The following is a 19,292-nucleotide window of genomic DNA, read 5'->3' on the forward strand; positions in this document are numbered from 1 at the left end:
CAACAAGGACGAGGATGCTCCCATCTTCCAGGTCGCCGACTACGGTCTCGTCGGCGACCTCTTCCAGATCGTCCCGGAGCTTCAATCGAAGATCGGCGCGTGACGCCCGAACCGCTCATCCTCCTGCCCGGTCTCCTTTGCGACGCGGAGTTGTGGCGCGCGCAGGCCGATGCCCTTGCGCCGGACATCGCGTGCCGCATCGCGGATCTGACGCTGGACGACAGCATCGAGGCGATGGCGCGGCGGGTGCTGGACGCGGCGCCACCGCGCTTCGCACTGGCCGGGCTGTCCATGGGCGGTTACGTGGCGCTGGAGATCATGGCCCAGGCGCCGGAGCGCGTCAGCCGGCTGGCTCTGTTCGATACCAGCGCAACGCCCGACACGGAGGAGGAGCGCAGGCGTCGGCTGTCCGGCATCGATTCCCTGAAGGTCGGGCGTTTTGCCGGAGTGACCAGCCGTATGCTGCCCCGGCTCATCCACCCGTCCTTCGTCGGCGGGCCGGTGGGCGATGCGGTCAGGGCGATGGCCGAGCGCGTCGGGCAGGAGGCGTTCCTGCGCCAGCAGACGGCCATCCTCGGCCGGCGCGACTTCCGGCCGGTTCTGGCCACGATCGCCGTGCCGACGCTTATCGCGGTCGGCGCTGAGGATGCGATGACCCCGCCGGCGGAATCGCAATTGATCCACGCGAAGATTTCCGGCTCCCGGATGGTAACGATCCCGGATTGCGGCCATCTGCCGGCAATGGAGCATCCCGGCCGGACGACGACGCTCCTGCGCGAATGGCTTCGGGCTTAAAGCGTCTCCTGCTCCACGGCGCTATTCCCCGTCGCCATAGCTTTTATGTAAATCCGTTATTGGACGTGCACCCTTGCCGGGATGCAGGCTGATGAGGTGGCATCGAGGACTGCAAAAGCCAGCCACGCCATGGGAGGAATATCAATGCACGCTTTGCTGAACAGGCGCGGACTGCTGCGCATGTGCGCCGCCCTTTGCCTTGTCCCGGCCCTCGGCGCCCCCACCTTCGCGCAGGATGCGCTGCCGAGCGGGCCGATCACCATCGTCGTTCCCTTTGCCGCCGGCGGCGCAACCGACGTGGTCGGCCGTCTCGTCGCCGGCAAGCTGTCGACCGTGCTCGGCCACACCGTCCTTGTCGAAAATGTCGGCGGAGCCGGCGGCTCGCTCGGCGCGGCGCAGATTGCCAATGCCGCGCCGGACGGCACCCGCCTTCTGATGGGCACCGTCGCCACCCATGCGATCTCGCCGTTGATCACGAAGCCGGCCCAGTACGATCCCAAGGCGGACTTCACCCCGATCTCGCTGCTTGCGCGTGTTCCCAACGTGCTCCTCGTCGCCAAGGACTCCGAGATCGACTCCGTCGCCGAACTCATCGAATTCGCCAAGGCCGATCCCGACGCCTACCTGTACGGCAGCTCCGGCATCGGCACGCCGCCGCATCTGTCGGGAGAGCTCTTCAACCAGATGGCCGGGACCGAGATGGTGCACGTGCCCTATGCCGGCGGCGGCCCGGCCATGACAGACCTGATCGGCGGCCAGATCCCGGTCCTGTTCGACGTGCTGACGGGCGCCGCGAGCTTCATCCAGGGCGATGCCGTGAAGCCGCTGGCGGTCACGACGGCCGAGCGCTCGGCCGCCTTCCCCGACATTCCCACCGTCGCCGAAAGCGGGCTGCCAGGGTACGAAACCTATACGTGGAATGCCATTTTCGGGCCCGCCGGATTGCCGCAGCCCCTGGTCGACCAGTTGAACACGGCTCTGGTGGAAGTGATGAAAGACCCCGAGATCCAGCGCCGGCTGGAAGAGCTGAGCGCCATCCCCGTCGGCTCCACGGCCGGAGAGCTGGCCGATCTCGTCGATACGGAGCTGGCCAAATGGGGCCCGGTCGTCGAACAGGCGCATCTCCAGAACTGACCGAGCAAGGGGCATCGCCGCATGCACGACAATGGCTTCGAAGCAGAGGCCGCCGCCATCGTCGGCGGCCGCCACATCCTGACCGAGGCGGACGACCGCGAACCCTTCGAGCGGGACTGGCGGGGGCGCTACAAGGGTGTCGCGCGCGCCGTCATCCGCCCCGCCGGCACGCAAGAGGTTGCGGACATCGTCTCGCTTGCCGCGCGCCATGGCATCGGCATCGTGCCGCAAGGCGGCAATACCGGGCTGACGGGCGGCGCGGTGCCGATTGCCGAAAAGGGTTGCGTGGTCCTCAACCTGTCGCGCATGGACCGGCTGCGCAGCCTCGACATCGCCAACAATTCGGTGACGGTGGAGGCGGGCATGATCCTGCAGAACCTCCGCGAGCGGCTGGCCGAAGCCGGACGGCACTTCCCGATGGATCTCGGCAGTTCCGGAAGCTGCGAGGTCGGCGGCCTCGTCTCCACCAATGCCGGCGGTACGGCGGCCCTGCGCTACGGCAACATGCGCCAGCTCGTCATGGGGCTGGAGGTGGTGCTGCCCGACGGGCGCATCTGGAACGGCCTGCGCGCCCTGCGCAAGGACAATGCGGGCTACGATCTGAAGCAGCTTTTCATCGGGGCGGAAGGCACGCTCGGCATCGTCACCGCTGCCACGCTGAAGCTTTATCCCGCTCCGCTGCGCTCGGCGACGGCGATGCTTTCATTTGCTGGCTACGACGACGCGCTGCAAACGCTCGGCCTTGCACAGGAGCGGTGCGGAGAGCGGATCGAAGCCTTCGAAATCCTGTCCCGAAACCAGATCGAGATCGTGCTGCGGCACGGGCTGGCGAGCGAAAGCCCGGTGGCGCTGGACCATCCGTGCTACGCGCTGGTCGAGCTGTCCGACTGCGCGCCCGACTGGGACCCGGGAGCCGCGCTGGAGACCTTGTTCTCGGAGGGTTTCGAACGCGGCATCGTGGCCGATGGCGCGTTGGCGACGGATGGTGACAAGGCCGAGCGCATCTGGCGCATCCGCCATTCCATCTCGGAAGCCAACAAGCTCCAGGGCTTCACCATCTCCAACGATACGTCGGTGCCGGTATCGCGCGTTCCCGATTTCATCGAGCGTGTCGGCGCGCGGCTGGCGACTGAGGTGTCGTTGGCGGAGGTCTGCTATTGCGGCCATATCGGCGACGGCAACGTCCATGTGATCGCGCTGCTGCCGCGCGATGCCTATGACGGGCCTGCGGCGCTCGAGGCGGAGGCCGGGCGGGTCAACGCCATCGTACACGAGGAAAGCGTGGCGCTGGACGGCAGCATCAGCGCCGAGCACGGCATCGGCCTGATGCATGTCGATCGCCTCAAGCGCTTCAAGGACCCGCTGGAACTGGACCTCATGCGGCGGATCAAGGACAGCCTCGACCCCGAAGGCCGCATGAACCCCGGCAAGATCTTCTGACGATATCGGCCGCGACGCCGCAGCCGCTATCGGCTCATGCCGCGCGGCGGGCGGCGAGGCGCTTGCGGATGCTCTCCACGTCGGCGCGGGGCGTCGCGGCAAAGAGCTTCTGCGTGTAGTCGTGCTGAGGCGCGGCGAAGACCGCGTCGCGCGTGCCGTGCTCCACCACCTCGCCCAGATACATCACCATGACCTCGTCGGCGATGTAGCGCACCACCGACAGGTCATGGCTGACGAAGACGTAGGTGAGGTCGAACTCGTCCTGCAGGTCCGACAGAAGGTTCAGGATCTGCGCCTGCACCGACAGGTCGAGCGCGGAGACCGGCTCGTCCAGCACCAGGATCTTCGGCGACAGCATCAGCGCCCGGGCAATGGCGATGCGCTGGCGCTGTCCGCCCGAGAACATGTGCGGATAGCGGTTGTAATGCTCGGGCTGGAGGCCGACCTTCACCAGCATCTGCCGCGCCAGGTCGCGGCGCTCCGCCGCCGGCGTGTCCGTGTTCAGCAGCAGCGGCTCGCACAGGACGTCTCCGACCTTCTGGCGCGGGTTGAGCGAGCCGTACGGGTTCTGGAAGATCATCTGGACCTGGCGCCGCATCTCACGCGTGACGCCGCTGCGCGCGATGTCCATCTTCTGTCCGCCGATGAGCAGCTCTCCGCTGGTCGGCGCGTCGATCAGGGTCAGGATACGTGCCAGCGTCGACTTGCCGGAGCCGGATTCGCCCACCACGGCCAGCGTCTTGCCCTTGGCCAGGCTAAGGCTGATGCCGCGCACCGCATGCACCGTGCGCGTGCGGCCGAACAGGCCGCGCGAAACGTGATAATCGCGGACGATGTCGCGCGCTTCGAGGACGATGTCGCTCATCGGCTCGCCTCCGCCGCCATGAAGTCGGACACGGTGGGCAGGCGGTCGCCCGTCGCATTCTCCGGCAGGGCCGACAACAGCGCCCGCGTATAGGCGTTGGAGGGGGATTCGAAGAGCGTCAGCACGTCGGCCTCTTCCATCTTGCGGCCCTTGTACTGCACGATCACGCGGTCGGCCGTTTCGGCCACGACGCCCATGTCGTGCGTGATCATGATCAGCCCCATGCCGTGCTCGGCCTGGAGGTTCATCAACAGGTCCAGGATCTGCTTTTGAATGGTCACGTCCAGCGCCGTGGTCGGCTCGTCCGCGATCAGCAGCTTGGGGTTGCAGGCGATGGCCATGGCGATCATGACGCGTTGCGCCTGCCCGCCGGACATCTGGTGCGGATAGCTGCCGAGGCGCTCTTCCGCGTCGCGGATGCCCACCGACTCCATGAGCTCGATCGCACGCCGGCGACGCTCCGAGCGGCCCATCTTCATGTGGACGCGCAGCACCTCGGTGATCTGCGTTCCCACGGTAAAGCAGGGGTTCAGGCTGGCGCCCGGCTCCTGGAAGATCATGGCGATGTCGCGCCCCACGATCTGCCGTCGCTGCGCGCCGCCGAGCCTGCGCAAGTCCTGCCCGTCGAAGGCCATGACGTCGGCGGTCACCTTCGCCGTCTTGGGCAGGATGCCCATCACGGCCAGCATGCCGACCGACTTGCCGGAACCGGATTCGCCGACGATGGCCAGCACCTCGCCCCGATCCACGGAAAGGTCCACCCCGTCCACGGCGCGGAAGGGGCCGTGCACCGTCTCGAACTCGACGGTCAGGTTGCGAACTTCAAGCAGGCTCATGGTTCAGCCCTTCCGCATCTTCGGGTCGATGGCGTCGCGCAGGCCGTCGCCGATCAGGTTGATGGCAAGGACGGTGACGAGGATGGCGAGGCCGGGGAAGGTGACCACCCACCACGCACGCAGCACGAATTCCTGCGCTTCGGCCAGCATGGTGCCCCATTCGGGCGTCGGCGGTTGCGCACCCATGCCGAGGAAGCCCAGCGCCGCCGCGTCCAGGATGGCATTGGAGAAGGACAGCGTCGCCTGCACGATCAGCGGACCGAGGCAGTTGGGCAGGATGGTGCGGAACATGAGGCGCAGCGGGCCGGCGCCGGCGACACGCGCCGCAGTCACATATTCCCGCTCCTTCTCGGCCATCACCGAAGCGCGCGTGAGCCGCACGAAATGCGGTTGCAGCACGAGCGCGATGGCAATCATCGCATTGGTGAGGCCGGGCCCCAGGACCGCGACCAGCACCAGAGCCAGCAGCAGCGACGGGAAGGCCAGGATGATGTCCATCAACCGCATGATGACGGTATCGACGAAGCCGCGCATATAGCCCGCGATCATGCCGATCACGATGCCGGTGGATACCGAGATCGTCACCACGAAGACGCCGATGAACAGCGAGTAGCGCGCGCCGTAGATCAGGCGCGACAGGATGTCGCGGCCGACGGCATCGGTCCCCAGCGCGTAGGCCCAGCGGCCCCCTTCCATGAAGACGGGCGGCAGCAGCAGGGCGTCGCGGTTCTGCGCGGCCGGGTTGTGCGGGGCCAGGAGGGGCGCGAACAGCGCCACGACCACCACGATGGAAAAGACGACGAGGCCGACGACCGCGCCCTTGTTCTCGGAGAAGTAGTACCAGAATTCGCGCAGCATCTGCCCGCGTACGCTGCCCTCGGGGGCCGGCGTCGGGACCATGCTGCCGACTTCCGAGGCGGATTCCTGTGCCTGGATATGGCTCATCGTTCCATCCTCCTCAGCGCGCCCGAACCCGCGGGTTGATCAGACCGTAGGTCAGATCGACGACGAGGTTCACGACCATGATGACGATGGCGATCAGCAGCAGTCCGCCCTGGACCACCGGATAATCGCGGCGGAAGACGGAATCGACCATCCATTTGCCGATGCCCGGCCAGGAGAAGATCGTTTCCGTCAAGATGGCGCCGGCAAGCAGGACACCCACCTGCAGGCCGATCGTTGTGACAACGGGGATCAGCGCGTTGCGCAGCGCGTGCACGCCGACGACGCGGAACGAAGACAGCCCCTTGGCGCGCGCCGTGCGGACGTAATCCTCGCTCAGCACCTCCAGCATGGCCGAGCGCGTCTGACGGGCGATGACGGCCAGCGGAATGGTGGCGAGCACGATCCCCGGCAGGATCAGATGGCTGACGGCCGACTTGAAGGCCCCGGCCTGGCCGGAGATCAGGCTGTCGATCAGCATGAAGCCGGTAACCGGCGGAAAGAAGTAGAGCAGCGAGATTCGGCCCGAGACCGGCGTCCAGCCCAGCGTGCCCGAAAACAGGATGATCAGCAGCAGGCCCCACCAGAAGATCGGCATGGAATAGCCGACGAGCGCCGTTCCCATGATGGTCTGGTCGAACCAGGAACCGCGCTTGATCGCGGCCAGCACGCCCGCCGGTACGCCGATCAGCACCGCCAGGAGGATCGCCACCGTGGCGAGCTCGATCGTTGCGGGAAAAAGGCTCAGGAACTCGTCCAGCACCGGGCGGCGCGTGACGATGGACTGGCCGAAATCGCCCTGGAACAGCCCGACGAGATAATGCCAGAATTGGATCGGCAGCGGCTGGTCGAAGCCCAGTTGCGCCGAAAGCTGTGCGTGGCGCTCCGGAGACATGCCCCTTTCGCCCGCCATCAGCAGGACCGGATCACCCGGCAGCAGCCGGATGAAGGAGAAGGCGACAATGGCGACGCCGACGAAAGTCGGGATCAGCACGCCGATGCGCGAAAGAAAAAATCGAAACATGTCGCTCTATCTTGCGAAGGTTGCTCTTCGTGGAGATGTCCGGACGGCGCCATGGCGCCACACGGGCGACATCATGGACAATAACCTGGAATGGCAAAGGGGGGCGATACGCCATCGCCCCCCTTCAAGACCGTTCGTGGCGGCCCTTTACTCCGTAATGTCGACCCCGTCAAAGGTCATGTCGCCCAGCGGGCTCTGGATGAAGTTCGTCACATTGCTGCGTGTCGGTACGTAGACGACCGAATGAGCGATGGTTGCCCAGGGAGCTTCGCGCTTGAAGATTTCCTGCGCCTTGACGTACAGCGCTGCGCGCTCTTCCTGCGAGGACTTCGTCTTTGCTTCCTGCACGATGGCATTGAACTCTTCATTGCACCATTGAGCGCGGTTGGCGCCGCCCACGGCATCGCAACCCAGAAGCACGGCCAGGAAGTTGTCCGGATCGCCGTTGTCGCCGGTCCAGCCCATCAGGATGGCGCCGTCGCGGTCTACCTCGGCGGTGCGCTGCAGATACTCGCCCCACTCGTAGGAGACGATCTCCGAATTGACGCCGACGGCCGACAGGTCGGACTGGATCAGCTCGGCCATGCGGCGCGCATTCGGGTTATAGGGGCGGGACACGGGCATGGCCCAGATCTTCATCGACAGGTTGGAAACGCCCGCCGCTTCCAGCTCGGCCTTGGCCGCTTCCGGATCGTACGGATCGTCCACGGTCGCTTCGTCGTAGGACCACATCGTGGGCGGAATCGGGTTCTTGGCCACCTCGCCGGCGCCCTGGTAGACGGCGTCGATGATCGCCTGCTTGTTGATCGCCTTGTTCAGCGCGCGGCGCACTTCCGGCTTGTCGAACGGCGCCTGCTGGGTGTTGTAGGCGAAGTAGCCGACGTTCAGCCCCTCCTGCTCGAGCACGTTCAGGTCGGCATTGCCCTTCAGGCTTTCGATATCGGAAGGGTTGGGGAAGGCCATGACGTGGCATTCGCCGGCCAGCAGGCGCTGCTGGCGCACCGAGGCGTCCGTGGTGATGGCGAAGACCAGATCGTCGATCGGCTGCTTGCCGTTCCAGTAATCGGCGAAAGCCTGGTAGCGGATGACCGCGTCGGGCTGATAGGCGACGAACTGGAAAGGTCCGGTGCCGATGGGCGCCTGGTTGAGCTGCGCCTCGTTGCCCGCCTCGGCGAGCTGGTCGGCATATTCCTTCGACATGATCGAGGCGAAGGGCATCGCCACGTTGGCGATGAAGGGGGCGTAGGGCTGCGTCAGCGTGAACTTGACCGTCATGTCGTCGACCTTCTCGATCGACTTGACGAATTCGGGCATCGACATGGAGTTGTAATACTCCCACGAAGCGCCGCCCACATACTGGTGGTAGGGGTTTTCGGTGTTGCCCTGCCGATCGAACGAGAAGATCACGTCGTCGGCGTTGAAATCGCGCGTCGGCGTGAAGTTGGCGTTGGAGTGGAACTTGACGCCCGGGCGCAGCTTGAACGTGTATTCGAGCCCGTCTTCCGAGACATCCCAGCTTTCCGCCAGGCCCGGCTCGGTCTCGGTGGTGCCCTTCTTGAACTCGGCCAGGCGGTTGTAGATCGGATGGCCGGAAGCGTCGAAGGTCGTACCGGAGGTGTAAAGCGCGGGATCGAAGCCTTCCGGCGACCCTTCGGAGCAGTAGACGAGGGTCTTGGCCTGCGCGGCGGAACCCAGAGCGAGCGCCATTGCCGTCGCGGCGAGAAGCGTCTTCATCCGTGTCATGTAGGGAGTCTCTCCATTCGTTGCAGCGCATCAGCGCCGTCGAACGGCTATTCCACCTGAAGTTGAATAGTTGTGCAAGAGCCTTGCGAACGATCGTTCAGTGCGCCAGCAGCACCGGCACGGCGGACACGGTGAGGATGTTGCGCGTGGTGCCGCCGAGCACCCATTCCCAGAAGCGCGAATGGCCGTAGGCGCCGATAACCAGAAGGTCCGCCCCCTCGGCGGCGCATTCGGCCAGGAGCGTTTCCGAAACCTTGTCGCCGGGGGGCAGCGACTTGAAGACGCAGTCGACGCCGTGCCGGGCAAGGTGGCCGGCGATCTCGTCGGCGCCCCCTTCGCCGCCCCTCTGGCCCACCGCTGCCAGAACGACCCTGTCGGCGGCGCGAAGGAAAGGCATCGCCTCGGCCAGAGCGCGCGTGGTTTCGCGGCTGTCGCGCCATCCGATGACGATGGTTCTGGCCGGTCGCGCCGGCGCCTCGGGCGGGACCATGTAGACGGCCCGCCCACCCGAGAAGAGGGCCGACTGGAACAGGCTGGGCCATCCCGTGTCCTCCACGCCGAGCGGCCGTCCCGCCACGAAAAGATCGCTCATGCGTGCAAGGCGGGCCGCATGTTCGCGCAGTTCGCCGTCCGTCCCGTCGAAACGCTGGAACTCGGCCCGGCGGGACATGGATTCCAACCGCTTGCGCAGACGCGCTTCCGTCGCGTCTCCGGCCGAGCGGGCCTCCTCGATCGCATCGGCGACGATCTCGACCGACGCGCCCACGGGGTCGGCTGCGATGTAGCCGATCTCGATCAGGTTGGTGAACAGCACCGTGACCCGCGCGTCGAAGCTCGCGCCGAGCGCCTCGGCATGCTGGAGCCGCCGCTCGTCCTTGTCCGTGCCGTCCAGGTGGACAACGATGTCCCTGATCATCCGCGCGCCCTCGCCTGCCGTTCCGGCTACCGATGAAGCCACATTACGGTTGCGAAATCACCACATATAAATATGAGTGCGTTCATCTTGTTTATCGCATGCATGACGTGGGGCCCTGGAATGCTCAGACGTGACGTCCTGTCGACCATGATCGCTGCGGCCGCCGGCCTCGCCTGCAGGCGAACAGCCTATGGGGCGTCCTCCATGATCCCTGAAGCCGAGGATTTCACCTCGCCCGTCGACGGCGCGTTTCACCGCCTCACCCATGCGTCGGTGGGGCAGCGCCCGCCCGGCCTCTATCCGTTGCTGCTGCTGCTCGACGGCGACACGACGTTCGAACCGGCAATCGCGCATGCGGAGAAGCTGAAACGACCGATCGTCGTGGCGGGGCTCGGCTATGGGGAGGACGACAGGGACGTCATCGTCGCGCGTCGCTACTACGACCTGACCAGCGCGGCGCCCGACGATGCGATCCCGCGGGCCGCCGGATCGCCCGTCCCGCGCACCGGCGGGCGCGAGGCTTATGCGACGTTGTTGCGGGAGACGGTCGTGCCTCGCCTTGCGCGGCTCTACCCCATCGACCCGACACGCATGACGCTGTTCGGCCATTCGCTCGGGGGCGCCTTCTGCCTGCATCAGCTTTATGACGGCGCGGGCCCGTTCACGGCTTTCGCCGCAGCCGATCCGTCGATCTGGTGGAATGGCGGCGAGCTATGGCAGCGGACGCTGGCATGGAAGGGCCCGGCCCGGCAGGGTCCGACGATGGTTTCGATCACGACGTCGGGGCGGCGCGGGCAAAGGCCCGGCCAATCCGCCGTCGATGCGCGTCGGACGGCAGAGTTGCGCGCGGGGCCGGGCGGACGGGCGGTCGCCGAGCATCTGTCGACGCTGCCGCGTCTTGCGGTGTCCTACGAGGATTTTCCCGAAGAGACCCATGGAAGCCTCAAGCCGGTCGCGGTGCGCCTTGCCGTCGAATCAACCCTCGTCCGGTAGCGACAGAAGCGCCTCCAGCGCCAGATGATAGGAGCGGTCTCCAAATCCGGCGATCACGCCGATGGCGACGGGCGACAGGTAGGAATGGTGGCGGAAGCTTTCCCGCGCGTGGACATTCGACAAGTGCACCTCCACCATCCTCGCCCGCGAGGCCTTGACGGCATCCGCAAGCGCCACCGACGTATGCGTGTAGGCACCTGCGTTCAGGATGATTCCAGCGCCATCGAGGCCGGCTTCCTGCACGAAGCCCACCAGTTCGCCCTCGCTGTTGGACTGGCGGAACTGCAGCTCGACCCGCCCGCCAGCGCGGGCGCGCAGGTCGGCCTCGATGTCGGCCAGCGTCTTCGCACCATATATGCCGGGCTCGCGGAGCCCGAGCAGGTTCAGGTTCGGCCCATTGACGACGACGATCCTGGCAAACGGCATTGATGGCTTCCCCCAAAGTCTTCACATGATGGCCAAGCACATAGACCATCCGGAGCAAACGCAACATGTCCGACAGGGCCGGCCTTCGTGCCTTCTTCGCCGCCGATGCCGCCAGCGTCGCGGAGCGGCTGATCGGATGGAGCCTGTTCGTCGACGGAGTGGGCGGCCGGATCGTGGAGACGGAGGCCTATGACAGCGACGACCCGGCATCGCACAGTCATCGGGGCCGGACGCGTCGCAACGGCGCGATGTTCGGGCAGACGGCCCATGCCTATGTCTACCGATCCTACGGCATCCACTGGTGCCTGAACTTCGTCTGCGATGCGCATCGTCCGGGAAGCGCGGTCCTGATCCGGGCGCTGGAACCGCTATCGGGACTGGAGTTGATGGCGCAGCGGCGGGGAACCGCGGCGCCCGCGCTGCTGTGCTCCGGCCCCGGCCGACTTGCGCAGGCCCTGGGGATAGAAGCCGGCCATGACGGGCGCGACCTGTGCGATCCACCGTTCGAGTTGCAGCCGCCGGCCGGGCCTTCCACCGTCTGGTGCGGCCCGCGAATCGGCATCAGCAAGGCGGTCGACATACCCTGGCGCTTCGCCGTCCGGGGATCTCCCTTTCTCAGCCGTCCCGCGGGGCGATGACATCGGCGCGGGCGTAGGCCGATACACCCCTTCCGGCGGACGGACCGTGCAAAACGACGCGGACTCCGCCGATTTCGTCCCGCCTGGCCGATATCGAGGTAACCCGACCACCTGAAGGAAGCACCATGCCTTCGAAAGCGGTGACCCCGAGTTGTTGAAAGCGGCCGGACGACTGAATGGTCATTCAACCTAAGGGGTATATTTCACGGCTGTTTTGCAAGAAACGGTTGGTTAAGCAACCGGTGACGCCGCACCTGTGTGAGTCTTTATCGCAACGCACGGTCGCGTTTTCCGCAGTGCATTTAACATTTGTTAATTACGCAACCGCTGGTAGGCGATAGCCATACACACATCGGAGGGGGCGCTTCGTCGGAAGATGATGAGCCTGCTCAGGAAGATTACCAAAGCTTTTGTTTTTTAGTTCCCAGAGACATTGGCGTCCGACCGAGTTTTGGAGACGCCGTACAACTGATTGAAGATCACCGGGCCCGACCGTCTCCTTTTGTAGAAGGGCCGACCGTTTTTGATGGAGGTTTCACATGCTCGACAAGGTGCACAGCACGGGCCGGATCATGCCGCAGGCCGGCATCCTCGCCAACCAGCACAATTATCGTTCCGTCCAGAACGCCGTTGCCGCGAATGCGCGCAACGACGACGCGGACCATGACTCCGAGCGCACGCATGTCGTCATCATCGACAGCCGCCAGCTCGAGCGCGAATGCCTCGCCAGCAGCCTCAGCGCCCAGAGCGGCGACCTGCAGATCGCGACATTCTCCAATGTCGACGGCTGGCGCCAGGCCCGCGCCCGTCATCCGGAGACGGCGGTCATCCTGCTGCATCTCGGCAACCGCAAGATCACCGATTTCGGCATCGCCGCCGATGTCAGCCGGGTCGTCGCCGAGGCCGCGCCGGTGCCCGTCATCGTGATCGCCGATACGGAAGAGATGCCGCAGATCGTCAAGGCGCTGGAATGCGGCGCCAAGGGCTTCATCCCCACCACCGTCACCATCGGCGTCGCGGTCGAGGCCATCGAACTGACGTTGGCCGGCGGCGCCTTCGTGCCCGCGTCCAGCATCCTCGCCATGCAGTCCATGCTGGAATCCGGGCATGCTCCCGAGCGCCCGCTGAACGGCATGTTCACAGCCCGCCAGATGGCGGTGGTGGATGCGCTGCGCCGCGGCAAGGCCAACAAGATCATCGCCTACGAGCTGAACCTGCGCGAAAGCACCGTAAAGGTCCATGTCCGCAACATCATGAAGAAGCTGAAGGCCACCAACCGGACGGAAGTCGCGTTCAAGATCCGCGATCTGCTGCCGGAAACGGCCGGTCCCTCCATCTGAGGATCGTGGATCGTGGCGCCCGCAACGGCGCCCTGCCCGCAAGCATCATTTCAGTAAAAGCATAAGTTAAAGTCTTTTCCCATTGGCGGGCGATGTGTCCAGCGGACACACGCCCGCCCATCGTCTTCAGGCGCAATCCCGTGTGCCGGAGCCGTCGGCGGGCTCGATCTGCACACGCGCATGGCCCGCACCGATGAACCCCAGCTTCTGTGCCGCGCCTTTTGAAAGGTCGATCAACCGGCCCCGTACGAAGGGGCCCCGATCGTTGATCCGCACGACCACGGATCTGGAATTGTTGAGGTTCGTCACCTTGACCTTCGTGCCGATCGGCAAGGTCTTGTGTGCCGCCGTCATGGCGGCGGGGTTCATCATCTCGCCCGATGCCGTACGGGACTTCAGCGCGTACCAGGATGCGCTCCCGCAGGTTGTCTTTCCGTTTGCGGCATAGGCCCCGGTTGTGGGCATGCCGAACGTCGCTCCAGCCAGAATGATGGCCGCCAGGTGCAGCTTCTTCAATATCCTCGTGTCCTGTCCTGTTTCATACGGACAAGCGCCGAGAATCGACCATCATCGCGCAATGATGAGCGTCCCCTCGTGGCCCCCGCCGTTCAATGGCCCCTAAAGCCATGACGGATAAGGCGAAAATTCGACGAAGGGTCTAAAAGTGTCAGGGCGCCTCGCCGCGCAGGCTCGACAGCCCCTCGCGATAGGTCGGGAATTCGAAGACAAAACCCATGTCGCGGAGCCTCCTGTTGGAGACGCGCTTGTTCTCGCCGTAGAAGCTGCGCGCCATGGGGCCGAGCTCGGCGGTTTCGAAATCCTGTTCCGGCGGAGCTTGCACGCCCGCCAGTTCGGCGGCATGGGTGACGACATCCTGCGGTGGCGCGGGCTCATCGTCGGTCACGTTGAATATCCCGTCCGCGCGACGGGCCATCAGAAAGCCAAGCGCCGATGCGATGTCGTCCACATGGATGCGGTTGAAGACCTGCCCCGGCTTGACGAGGCGGCGCGCCTTGCCCGCCTTCAGGTTGACGAAGGCATTGCGGCCGGGGCCGTAGATACCCGACAGCCGCAGGATGGCAAGCGGCACGCCCATATCGTCGGCCAGGCGCCGCCACCCTTCTTCCGCCGCGAGCCGCTGGCGGGAGCGCAGCGAAACCGGGGCCGGCGCGGTTGTCTCGTCTACCCAGTCGCCCGCATGGTCTCCATAGACGCCGACGGTCGACAGATAGGCGATCCAGCAAAGGTCCGGCGCTCCATGGGCGATTTCGTCGCGATACCAGTGCAGCACGGCATCGCCCGCCGCCTCGCCATCCGGTGCGATGGACATCAGCAGATGCGTGGTCCGGAAAAGCGCGGCGTCGATACCGGGCCCCGGCGCCGTGCCATCGAAGATGAACGGCTTCAACCCATGCGCGGCAAGGCCGGCCGCCTTGCCGGGCGTCCGTGTGGTAACGCCCTCGATGCCGCCTGCCGGCAACCGCGCCGTAAAACGTCCGGCCGAATAGCCGTGGCCGAAGACGAACAAACGATGCGGCGGCGAAGGCGAATCATCGTTGGCGGCCATTTCCGCCGCGCCCGGACCACCCGTCATCGACGGCGCAGCCAGCCGGGCGTGAGGTTGGACAAGGGAGGCGGGACGATATGCTCGACCTCCAGCGTGCCGATCGTCAGATGGTCGATCTCGGCCTTGCCGATTTTTGCCTTGCCCACGGACAGCCGACCGATCGCGAAGGCCCCGACGGCAAACGCGCCGACGGCAAAGGCGCCGATGGCCAGCGCGCCGACGCTGCCGGCCCCCAGATGCCGTGTTTCGCGAAAGCTGTCCGGCAGGCCGATGCCGCCATCGTGAAGGGCAGCGCGCGCGCGCTCGAAATCGCCATGGGCCGCGTTGCGCGCCGCTTGCGCGACGGCGGCGCCCTTTTCCTCCACGGCTTCCTTCAACTCATCGGCTCGTTTCGACCAGCGCATTCCACTCTCCCCTGACCAGATCGTCATCCTCTTTAACAAGGGCGGCATCCCGCGCCGCCAAGGCCCCGGCCGGAGAAAGCCGGCCGAACGCCCATACCGCCATCGCCCGGACCAGCGCCGCATCATCGCGAAGAAGGCGCGTTACCTCCGGCAGAAGTGCGTCGAGCCCGGAATTGCCGGCCGCGATCAGGCAATTGGACACGAACTTGTCGCGGCCGATACGCTTGACCGGCGATCCACTGAAAAAAATTCTGAAGCCCGCCTCGTCCAGACGCATCAGGCTTTCCAGCGACGGCGCATTGAGATCGTCGCGCGCCTTCAGCCGCGCCTCGCGCGCGGTGCTGGCAAACTTGTTCCACGGGCAGACGGCCAGGCAGTCGTCGCAGCCATAGATGCGGTTGCCCATGGCCGGCCGGAGCGCGCGCGGAACGAGCGCCTTCGTCTCGATCGTCAGGTAGGAGATGCAGCGGCGCGCATCCAGTTGGTAGGGTGCGGGAAACGCGTTCGTGGGGCATATATCCTGGCAGGCCCGGCACGACCCGCAGGCATCCGACCCGGCCTTGTCCGGCGTCAGCGGCAGCGTGGTGACGATGGACCCGAGAAAGAGCCACGAGCCATGCTCCCGGCTGACGAGGTTGGTATGCTTTCCCTGCCATCCGAGCCCCGCCGCCTGTCCCAACGGCTTTTCGAGCAGGGGCGCGGTGTCGACGAAGACCTTGACCGAATGTTCCTCGTCGGGCCGCATCTGCCGGATGCGCCCCATCAGGCGGCCGGCCAGCTCCTTCAGCTTGCCCTTGATGACGTCGTGATAATCGCGGTTGCGCGCATAGACGGAAACGACGCCCTGCCCCTTGTTCTGGAGCGCTTCCAGCGGGTCGAAGCCCGGGCCGTAGTTCATGCCGAGCACGATGACGCTGCGGGCCTCGGCCCACATGGACGTCACGCCGCGGCGGCGCTCCGCCGTCTCTGCGATCCAGCCCATCGTGCCGTATCGCCCCTCCTTCACGAAATTGTCGAAGCGGTCCGCGACGGCTTCATCGGTGCGCGCGGAGGCGACGCCCACGGCGTCGAAGCCGAGGCGGCGGGCCTCTGTTTCCAGAAACGACCGGAACCGGTCTTCCGCGGGGGGCGAAAGCGCATCCATGCGGGCCTTATACAGGCTGGCGCTGCGTTCAGAAATCGAGTTCGCCGTAATGGGCCGCCGGGGGAATTCCGCGAACCCGCTCCTGCAGGAAGGGGCGGAAGGACGGGCGCGACTTGATACGCATGTACCAGTCCTTGGCCACGGGATCGTCCTCCCAGCGTACTTCGCCGAGATAATCCAGAACCGATATGGCGGCGGCGGCCGACAGGTCGGCATAGGACAAATGAGATCCGGCCAGCCAGTTGCGGCTTTCCGAAAGCCATCCGATGTATCGGACGTGGTTCTTCAGATTGGCGCGGGCCGCGCGCATGGCCGACGAATCAGGGGCGCCGCCGCCCTCCGCCGCCGTCATCTCGCGCTTGAAGACCCGCTCGCGGACCAGATAGCGCGTCACTTCGGCTTCCATCTTGCCGAGAAACCATTCCGTCAGACGCCGGATTTCCGCGCGTTCGAACGGCTTCTCGGCCAGAAGCCGCCTGTCACGCTGGAAAACGCCGCGCGTCTCGTCCAGATATTCGGCCGCCACCATGCCGCCGACGATGGGCGGCCCGTTGTCTTCCACCAGCACCGGCACCGTGCCGGCGAGGTTCAGGGCCAGCAGCTCCTTGCGGCGCTCCCATGGGCGTTCGTCGACGAGCTCGAAGCGCTCACCGTATTCCGTCATCACCAGACGCAGGAACCTGCACGCAGCGGACATGGGGTGATGATGGAGCCTGAGCATGAGTCGTCTTGTCTTAACCTTCAGCCATTCGGGCGATGTGCGGAGATAGCCGAATCAAGGATTTGTCCGCAAGGGTGCAGGCGCGGGCGCCTTGCTTGAAACTGGTGTCACAATACGGGCGGCTTGATCCGCTTGGTGCGGTGCGCAATGACAGGGCTGGATAGACAAGAGGGGACCGGCGGTTGCAGTTCAACGATATTTTCGACGCCACGCTGCTTGGCCTGATCGAGGGTCTGACGGAATTCATACCTGTTTCGTCGACGGCACACCTCTTGCTGATCGGGCAGGCCATCGGATGGCGCTCGACGGGGCACAGCTTCGAGGTGCTGATCCAGCTCGGCGCGGTGCTGGCCGTCCTCTCGGTCTATTTCGGCAAGCTCTGGCATCTCGCCGTGACGCTGCCGACCGAAGCGCGCAGCCGCCGCTTCGTGCTGGGCATCCTCATCGCCTTCCTGCCGGCCGCCATCATAGGCGCCATGGCGCATGGCTTCATCAAGGGCGTCCTGTTCGATTCTCCCGCCATCATCTGCATCGCGCTGATCGTCGGCGGCATCATCCTTCTCTACATCGACAGAATGCCGCGCAGGATCCGCTACAAGGATGCGATGGAGTTCCCTCCATCCGTCTGCCTGGCCATCGGCTTCTTCCAGTGCCTCGCGATGATTCCCGGAACGTCCCGCTCGGGGGCCACGATCGCCGGCGCCCTGCTGATGGGAACCGACAAGCGTTCGGCCGCCGAATTCTCGTTCTTTCTCGCCATGCCCACCATGGCCGGCGCCTTCACCTACGATCTCATCAAGAACCGCGACATCCTGTCGACCGACGACCTGACGCTGATCGTCATCGGCTTCGTGGCGGCCTTCCTGTCGGCGCTCTTCGTGGTGAAGTTCCTGCTGGACTTCGTATCGCGGCACGGCTTCGCACCGTTCGCCTGGTGGCGCATCATCTTCGGAACCGCCGGGCTGGTCGCCCTCTACGCCTTCGCCTGAGGGCGCGCGAGGCGCCCGAAGGCCCTCCCGGCGCGGCCCGGACCGTCAGGGCCGGGGCGCGATCTCCGGATCGATGGTCTGGTCCGATGTGGGGCTGCCCTTGGTGAACTGGCCCTGCGGGCGGAAACGCACAAGATAGGTCGGCAGGACGGCTTCCAGCGTCCGCGGCTGGATGCCGAAGGCTTCGAAGGTGCGTCCCTCCGCCTTCGCCGCCTCGGACACGACATTGTCCTGTCGCAACTGCTGTACCTGATCGTGGGTCAGCGGCGCGCCCGGCAGATACTTCATCAGGCCGGCCAGCCGCTCGGCCGCGCCGAACGGAATGTCGAGGAAGCGGCGCTTGCGATCGATCACCAGAAGCATTTCTTCCATCAGCGCGCGGAAGCTCAGGGCTTCGGGCCCGCCCAACTCGTAGATGCGACCGCCCGGCACGGCGCCATCGACCGTCTTCGCCACCGCCTCCGCGACATCGTTGACGTAGACCGGCTGGAACATGGTCTTGCCGCCGCCGATCAGCGGGAGGAAGGGCGAGAACCTCGCCATGTCCGCGAAGCGGTTGAAGAACTGGTCTTCCGCACCGAAGACGATGGACGGGCGCAGAACGGTAGCGTTCGGGACGGCCTCGAAGACATGGCGCTCGCCCACCGCCTTGGTTCGGGCGTAGCGGCTTTCGGAATTCTCGTCGGCGCCGATGGCCGACATCTGCGTCATGCCGATACCGCGCGCCGCAGCGGCCTCGGCCACCGTGCGCGCGCCCTCGGCCTGGATGGCGGTGTAGCGCTGGCGTCCGGCCTCGGTGAGAATCCCGACGAGGTTGACGACATGGTCGGCATCCTCGACGGCGCGCTGCACCGACCATGCATAGCGCAGATTGGCCTGGATGGGCTGGATCTGGCCGAGGCGGCCGGCCGTCTGCAGATGGTAGGCAAGGTCGGGCCGGCGGGTGGCTACGCGGATGCGGTGCCCGCGCGAAGCGAGGGCATGCACGACATAGCGACCCAGGAAGCCTGATCCGCCGAAGACGGTGACGAGCTTGTTGTTGTCGATTCGCATGCGCGAGCCCTTCCGATATCGATGGCGCCGGCCGTGCGCGCCGCGGCGCGGCATCGGCCCTTGGGGTCATTTAGCGGGATTTCCCCGACGCGCAAAGGGCTTGGCTGCGGCGTTTCCCGATTGCCGTATTGTTTTTCGATCGGAAGCGTTCACGGGGCGTTGACAGCCGCCCGGCCGCTCTCTAATGACACCGCCAGTGCCCAGGTGGCGGAATTGGTAGACGCGCACGGTTCAGGTCCGTGTGCCGCGAGGCGTGAAGGTTCGAGTCCTTTCCTGGGCACCAATTCCCCTGATTGTTCAGGGAAGCCAAAGAGTTAAGCCA

The 19,292-nt window shown here is 65.6% G+C and carries 20 protein-coding genes, 1 tRNA gene and 1 pseudogene; 9 read left to right on the forward strand and 13 right to left on the reverse strand.

Annotated elements, in window-relative coordinates:
- From NDN16_RS17130 to NDN16_RS17145, 4 genes and pseudogenes are all read left to right on the forward strand, one after another.
- Positions 1–103 (forward strand): annotated as a pseudogene (locus NDN16_RS17130) (electron transfer flavoprotein subunit alpha/FixB family protein); the annotation flags it as partial.
- Positions 100–795 carry an alpha/beta fold hydrolase gene (locus NDN16_RS17135; protein ID WP_251114678.1) on the forward strand — a complete coding sequence of 232 codons (696 nt, stop codon included), beginning with the start codon at positions 100–102 and terminating at the stop codon, positions 793–795. The pseudogene NDN16_RS17130 and the gene NDN16_RS17135, both read left to right, overlap by 4 nt.
- Before the next feature lie 144 nt (positions 796–939).
- Positions 940–1,929 (forward strand): Bug family tripartite tricarboxylate transporter substrate binding protein, encoded by a 990-nt coding sequence (locus NDN16_RS17140; RefSeq protein ID WP_251114679.1) that lies wholly within the window; start codon positions 940–942, stop codon positions 1,927–1,929.
- Positions 1,930–1,950: 21 nt separating this feature from the next.
- Positions 1,951–3,369, forward strand: coding sequence for an FAD-binding oxidoreductase (locus tag NDN16_RS17145; RefSeq protein WP_251114680.1), 1,419 nt, complete (start codon positions 1,951–1,953; stop codon positions 3,367–3,369).
- 34 nt (positions 3,370–3,403) lie between these two features.
- Here the strand turns inward: NDN16_RS17145 and NDN16_RS17150 are convergent, their stop codons facing one another.
- From NDN16_RS17150 to NDN16_RS17175, 6 genes are all read right to left on the reverse strand, one after another.
- Positions 3,404–4,234 carry an ABC transporter ATP-binding protein gene (locus tag NDN16_RS17150; RefSeq protein WP_251114681.1) on the reverse strand — a complete coding sequence of 277 codons (831 nt, stop codon included), beginning with the start codon at positions 4,232–4,234 and terminating at the stop codon, positions 3,404–3,406.
- Positions 4,231–5,070: an ABC transporter ATP-binding protein gene (locus tag NDN16_RS17155; RefSeq protein ID WP_251114682.1), complete on the reverse strand. Its 840-nt coding sequence runs from the start codon at positions 5,068–5,070 to the stop codon at positions 4,231–4,233. Before NDN16_RS17155 ends, NDN16_RS17150 begins: the two co-directional genes overlap by 4 nt.
- A gap of 3 nt (positions 5,071–5,073) precedes the next feature.
- Positions 5,074–6,015, reverse strand: a complete 942-nt coding sequence (locus NDN16_RS17160) for an ABC transporter permease subunit (protein WP_251114683.1) — start codon at positions 6,013–6,015, stop codon at positions 5,074–5,076.
- Positions 6,016–6,028: 13 nt separating this feature from the next.
- Positions 6,029–7,036: an ABC transporter permease subunit gene (locus NDN16_RS17165; protein WP_251114684.1), complete on the reverse strand. Its 1,008-nt coding sequence runs from the start codon at positions 7,034–7,036 to the stop codon at positions 6,029–6,031.
- A 147-nt stretch (positions 7,037–7,183) separates the two neighbouring features.
- Entirely contained in the window at positions 7,184–8,779 is a 1,596-nt protein-coding gene (locus NDN16_RS17170; protein WP_251114685.1) for an ABC transporter substrate-binding protein, read from the reverse strand.
- A 97-nt stretch (positions 8,780–8,876) separates the two neighbouring features.
- Positions 8,877–9,695 carry a universal stress protein gene (locus NDN16_RS17175; protein WP_251114686.1) on the reverse strand — a complete coding sequence of 273 codons (819 nt, stop codon included), beginning with the start codon at positions 9,693–9,695 and terminating at the stop codon, positions 8,877–8,879.
- Positions 9,696–9,815: 120 nt separating this feature from the next.
- Here NDN16_RS17175 and NDN16_RS17180 point away from each other — a divergent pair, with 120 nt between their 5' ends.
- Positions 9,816–10,688: an alpha/beta hydrolase gene (locus tag NDN16_RS17180; RefSeq protein ID WP_251114687.1), complete on the forward strand. Its 873-nt coding sequence runs from the start codon at positions 9,816–9,818 to the stop codon at positions 10,686–10,688.
- Here the strand turns inward: NDN16_RS17180 and aroQ are convergent.
- A complete protein-coding gene (aroQ, locus tag NDN16_RS17185) occupies positions 10,671–11,114 on the reverse strand; it encodes a type II 3-dehydroquinate dehydratase (RefSeq protein ID WP_251114688.1) in 444 nt (147 codons plus the stop codon). The genes NDN16_RS17180 and aroQ overlap by 18 nt on opposite strands.
- Before the next feature lie 65 nt (positions 11,115–11,179).
- Between aroQ and NDN16_RS17190 the strand changes: the two genes are divergently transcribed.
- The gene (locus NDN16_RS17190) at positions 11,180–11,752 is read left to right on the forward strand and encodes a DNA-3-methyladenine glycosylase (RefSeq protein ID WP_251114689.1); all 573 of its coding nucleotides are present in this window, start codon (positions 11,180–11,182) and stop codon (positions 11,750–11,752) included.
- A gap of 539 nt (positions 11,753–12,291) precedes the next feature.
- The gene (locus tag NDN16_RS17195; RefSeq protein WP_251114690.1) at positions 12,292–13,092 is read left to right on the forward strand and encodes a response regulator transcription factor; all 801 of its coding nucleotides are present in this window, start codon (positions 12,292–12,294) and stop codon (positions 13,090–13,092) included.
- Positions 13,093–13,218: 126 nt separating this feature from the next.
- Here NDN16_RS17195 and NDN16_RS17200 read toward each other — a convergent pair whose 3' ends face one another.
- The 5 genes from NDN16_RS17200 to NDN16_RS17220 all read right to left on the reverse strand — a co-directional run bounded on the left by NDN16_RS17200 (position 13,219) and on the right by NDN16_RS17220 (position 16,928).
- Complete coding sequence (locus tag NDN16_RS17200) at positions 13,219–13,557, reverse strand: septal ring lytic transglycosylase RlpA family protein (protein ID WP_251114784.1); 339 nt, start codon at positions 13,555–13,557, stop codon at positions 13,219–13,221.
- A 202-nt stretch (positions 13,558–13,759) separates the two neighbouring features.
- On the reverse strand, positions 13,760–14,659 hold the full coding sequence (locus NDN16_RS17205) for an SDR family oxidoreductase (RefSeq protein WP_435301121.1): 900 nt from the start codon (positions 14,657–14,659) through the stop codon (positions 13,760–13,762).
- Between the two features lie 23 nt (positions 14,660–14,682).
- On the reverse strand, positions 14,683–15,063 hold the full coding sequence (locus NDN16_RS17210) for a hypothetical protein (RefSeq protein ID WP_251114692.1): 381 nt from the start codon (positions 15,061–15,063) through the stop codon (positions 14,683–14,685).
- Positions 15,038–16,207, reverse strand: a complete 1,170-nt coding sequence (gene queG, locus NDN16_RS17215) for a tRNA epoxyqueuosine(34) reductase QueG (protein WP_251114693.1) — start codon at positions 16,205–16,207, stop codon at positions 15,038–15,040. The genes NDN16_RS17210 and queG overlap by 26 nt, the downstream gene beginning before the upstream one ends.
- Before the next feature lie 28 nt (positions 16,208–16,235).
- Entirely contained in the window at positions 16,236–16,928 is a 693-nt protein-coding gene (locus NDN16_RS17220) for a glutathione S-transferase family protein (RefSeq protein WP_251114694.1), read from the reverse strand.
- A 182-nt stretch (positions 16,929–17,110) separates the two neighbouring features.
- On the opposite strand from NDN16_RS17220, the gene NDN16_RS17225 reads away from it, so the two are divergent.
- Positions 17,111–17,917 carry an undecaprenyl-diphosphate phosphatase gene (locus tag NDN16_RS17225; protein WP_251114695.1) on the forward strand — a complete coding sequence of 269 codons (807 nt, stop codon included), beginning with the start codon at positions 17,111–17,113 and terminating at the stop codon, positions 17,915–17,917.
- A gap of 45 nt (positions 17,918–17,962) precedes the next feature.
- On the opposite strand, the gene NDN16_RS17230 is transcribed toward NDN16_RS17225, so the two are convergent.
- A complete protein-coding gene (locus NDN16_RS17230) occupies positions 17,963–18,970 on the reverse strand; it encodes a complex I NDUFA9 subunit family protein (RefSeq protein ID WP_251114696.1) in 1,008 nt (335 codons plus the stop codon).
- A 198-nt stretch (positions 18,971–19,168) separates the two neighbouring features.
- Here NDN16_RS17230 and NDN16_RS17235 point away from each other — a divergent pair.
- Positions 19,169–19,253, forward strand: a tRNA-Leu gene (locus tag NDN16_RS17235).
- Positions 19,254–19,292 lie beyond the last annotated feature (39 nt).

The sequence above is a fragment of the Aureimonas altamirensis genome (assembly GCF_023702225.1).
Lineage (GTDB): Bacteria > Pseudomonadota > Alphaproteobacteria > Rhizobiales > Rhizobiaceae > Aureimonas > Aureimonas altamirensis_B.

Excerpts from the sequence above, each read along its gene's own strand:
- NDN16_RS17230 (WP_251114696.1), bottom strand. The coding sequence starts at position 18,970 with ATGCGAATCGACAACAACAAGCTCGTCACCGTCTTCGGCGGATCAGGC.
- NDN16_RS17190 (WP_251114689.1), top strand. The coding sequence starts at position 11,180 with ATGTCCGACAGGGCCGGCCTTCGTGCCTTCTTCGCCGCCGATGCCGCC.
- NDN16_RS17145 (WP_251114680.1), top strand. The coding sequence starts at position 1,951 with ATGCACGACAATGGCTTCGAAGCAGAGGCCGCCGCCATCGTCGGCGGC.
- NDN16_RS17140 (WP_251114679.1), top strand. The coding sequence starts at position 940 with ATGCACGCTTTGCTGAACAGGCGCGGACTGCTGCGCATGTGCGCCGCC.
- NDN16_RS17150 (WP_251114681.1), bottom strand. The coding sequence starts at position 4,234 with ATGAGCGACATCGTCCTCGAAGCGCGCGACATCGTCCGCGATTATCAC.
- NDN16_RS17170 (WP_251114685.1), bottom strand. The coding sequence starts at position 8,779 with ATGACACGGATGAAGACGCTTCTCGCCGCGACGGCAATGGCGCTCGCT.
- queG (WP_251114693.1), bottom strand. The coding sequence starts at position 16,207 with ATGGATGCGCTTTCGCCCCCCGCGGAAGACCGGTTCCGGTCGTTTCTG.
- NDN16_RS17180 (WP_251114687.1), top strand. The coding sequence starts at position 9,816 with ATGCTCAGACGTGACGTCCTGTCGACCATGATCGCTGCGGCCGCCGGC.
- NDN16_RS17210 (WP_251114692.1), bottom strand. The coding sequence starts at position 15,063 with ATGCGCTGGTCGAAACGAGCCGATGAGTTGAAGGAAGCCGTGGAGGAA.
- NDN16_RS17205 (WP_435301121.1), bottom strand. The coding sequence starts at position 14,659 with ATGGCCGCCAACGATGATTCGCCTTCGCCGCCGCATCGTTTGTTCGTC.
- NDN16_RS17195 (WP_251114690.1), top strand. The coding sequence starts at position 12,292 with ATGCTCGACAAGGTGCACAGCACGGGCCGGATCATGCCGCAGGCCGGC.
- NDN16_RS17155 (WP_251114682.1), bottom strand. The coding sequence starts at position 5,070 with ATGAGCCTGCTTGAAGTTCGCAACCTGACCGTCGAGTTCGAGACGGTG.
- NDN16_RS17175 (WP_251114686.1), bottom strand. The coding sequence starts at position 9,695 with ATGATCAGGGACATCGTTGTCCACCTGGACGGCACGGACAAGGACGAG.
- NDN16_RS17220 (WP_251114694.1), bottom strand. The coding sequence starts at position 16,928 with ATGCTCAGGCTCCATCATCACCCCATGTCCGCTGCGTGCAGGTTCCTG.
- NDN16_RS17160 (WP_251114683.1), bottom strand. The coding sequence starts at position 6,015 with ATGAGCCATATCCAGGCACAGGAATCCGCCTCGGAAGTCGGCAGCATG.
- NDN16_RS17200 (WP_251114784.1), bottom strand. The coding sequence starts at position 13,557 with ATGCCCACAACCGGGGCCTATGCCGCAAACGGAAAGACAACCTGCGGG.
- NDN16_RS17165 (WP_251114684.1), bottom strand. The coding sequence starts at position 7,036 with ATGTTTCGATTTTTTCTTTCGCGCATCGGCGTGCTGATCCCGACTTTC.
- aroQ (WP_251114688.1), bottom strand. The coding sequence starts at position 11,114 with ATGCCGTTTGCCAGGATCGTCGTCGTCAATGGGCCGAACCTGAACCTG.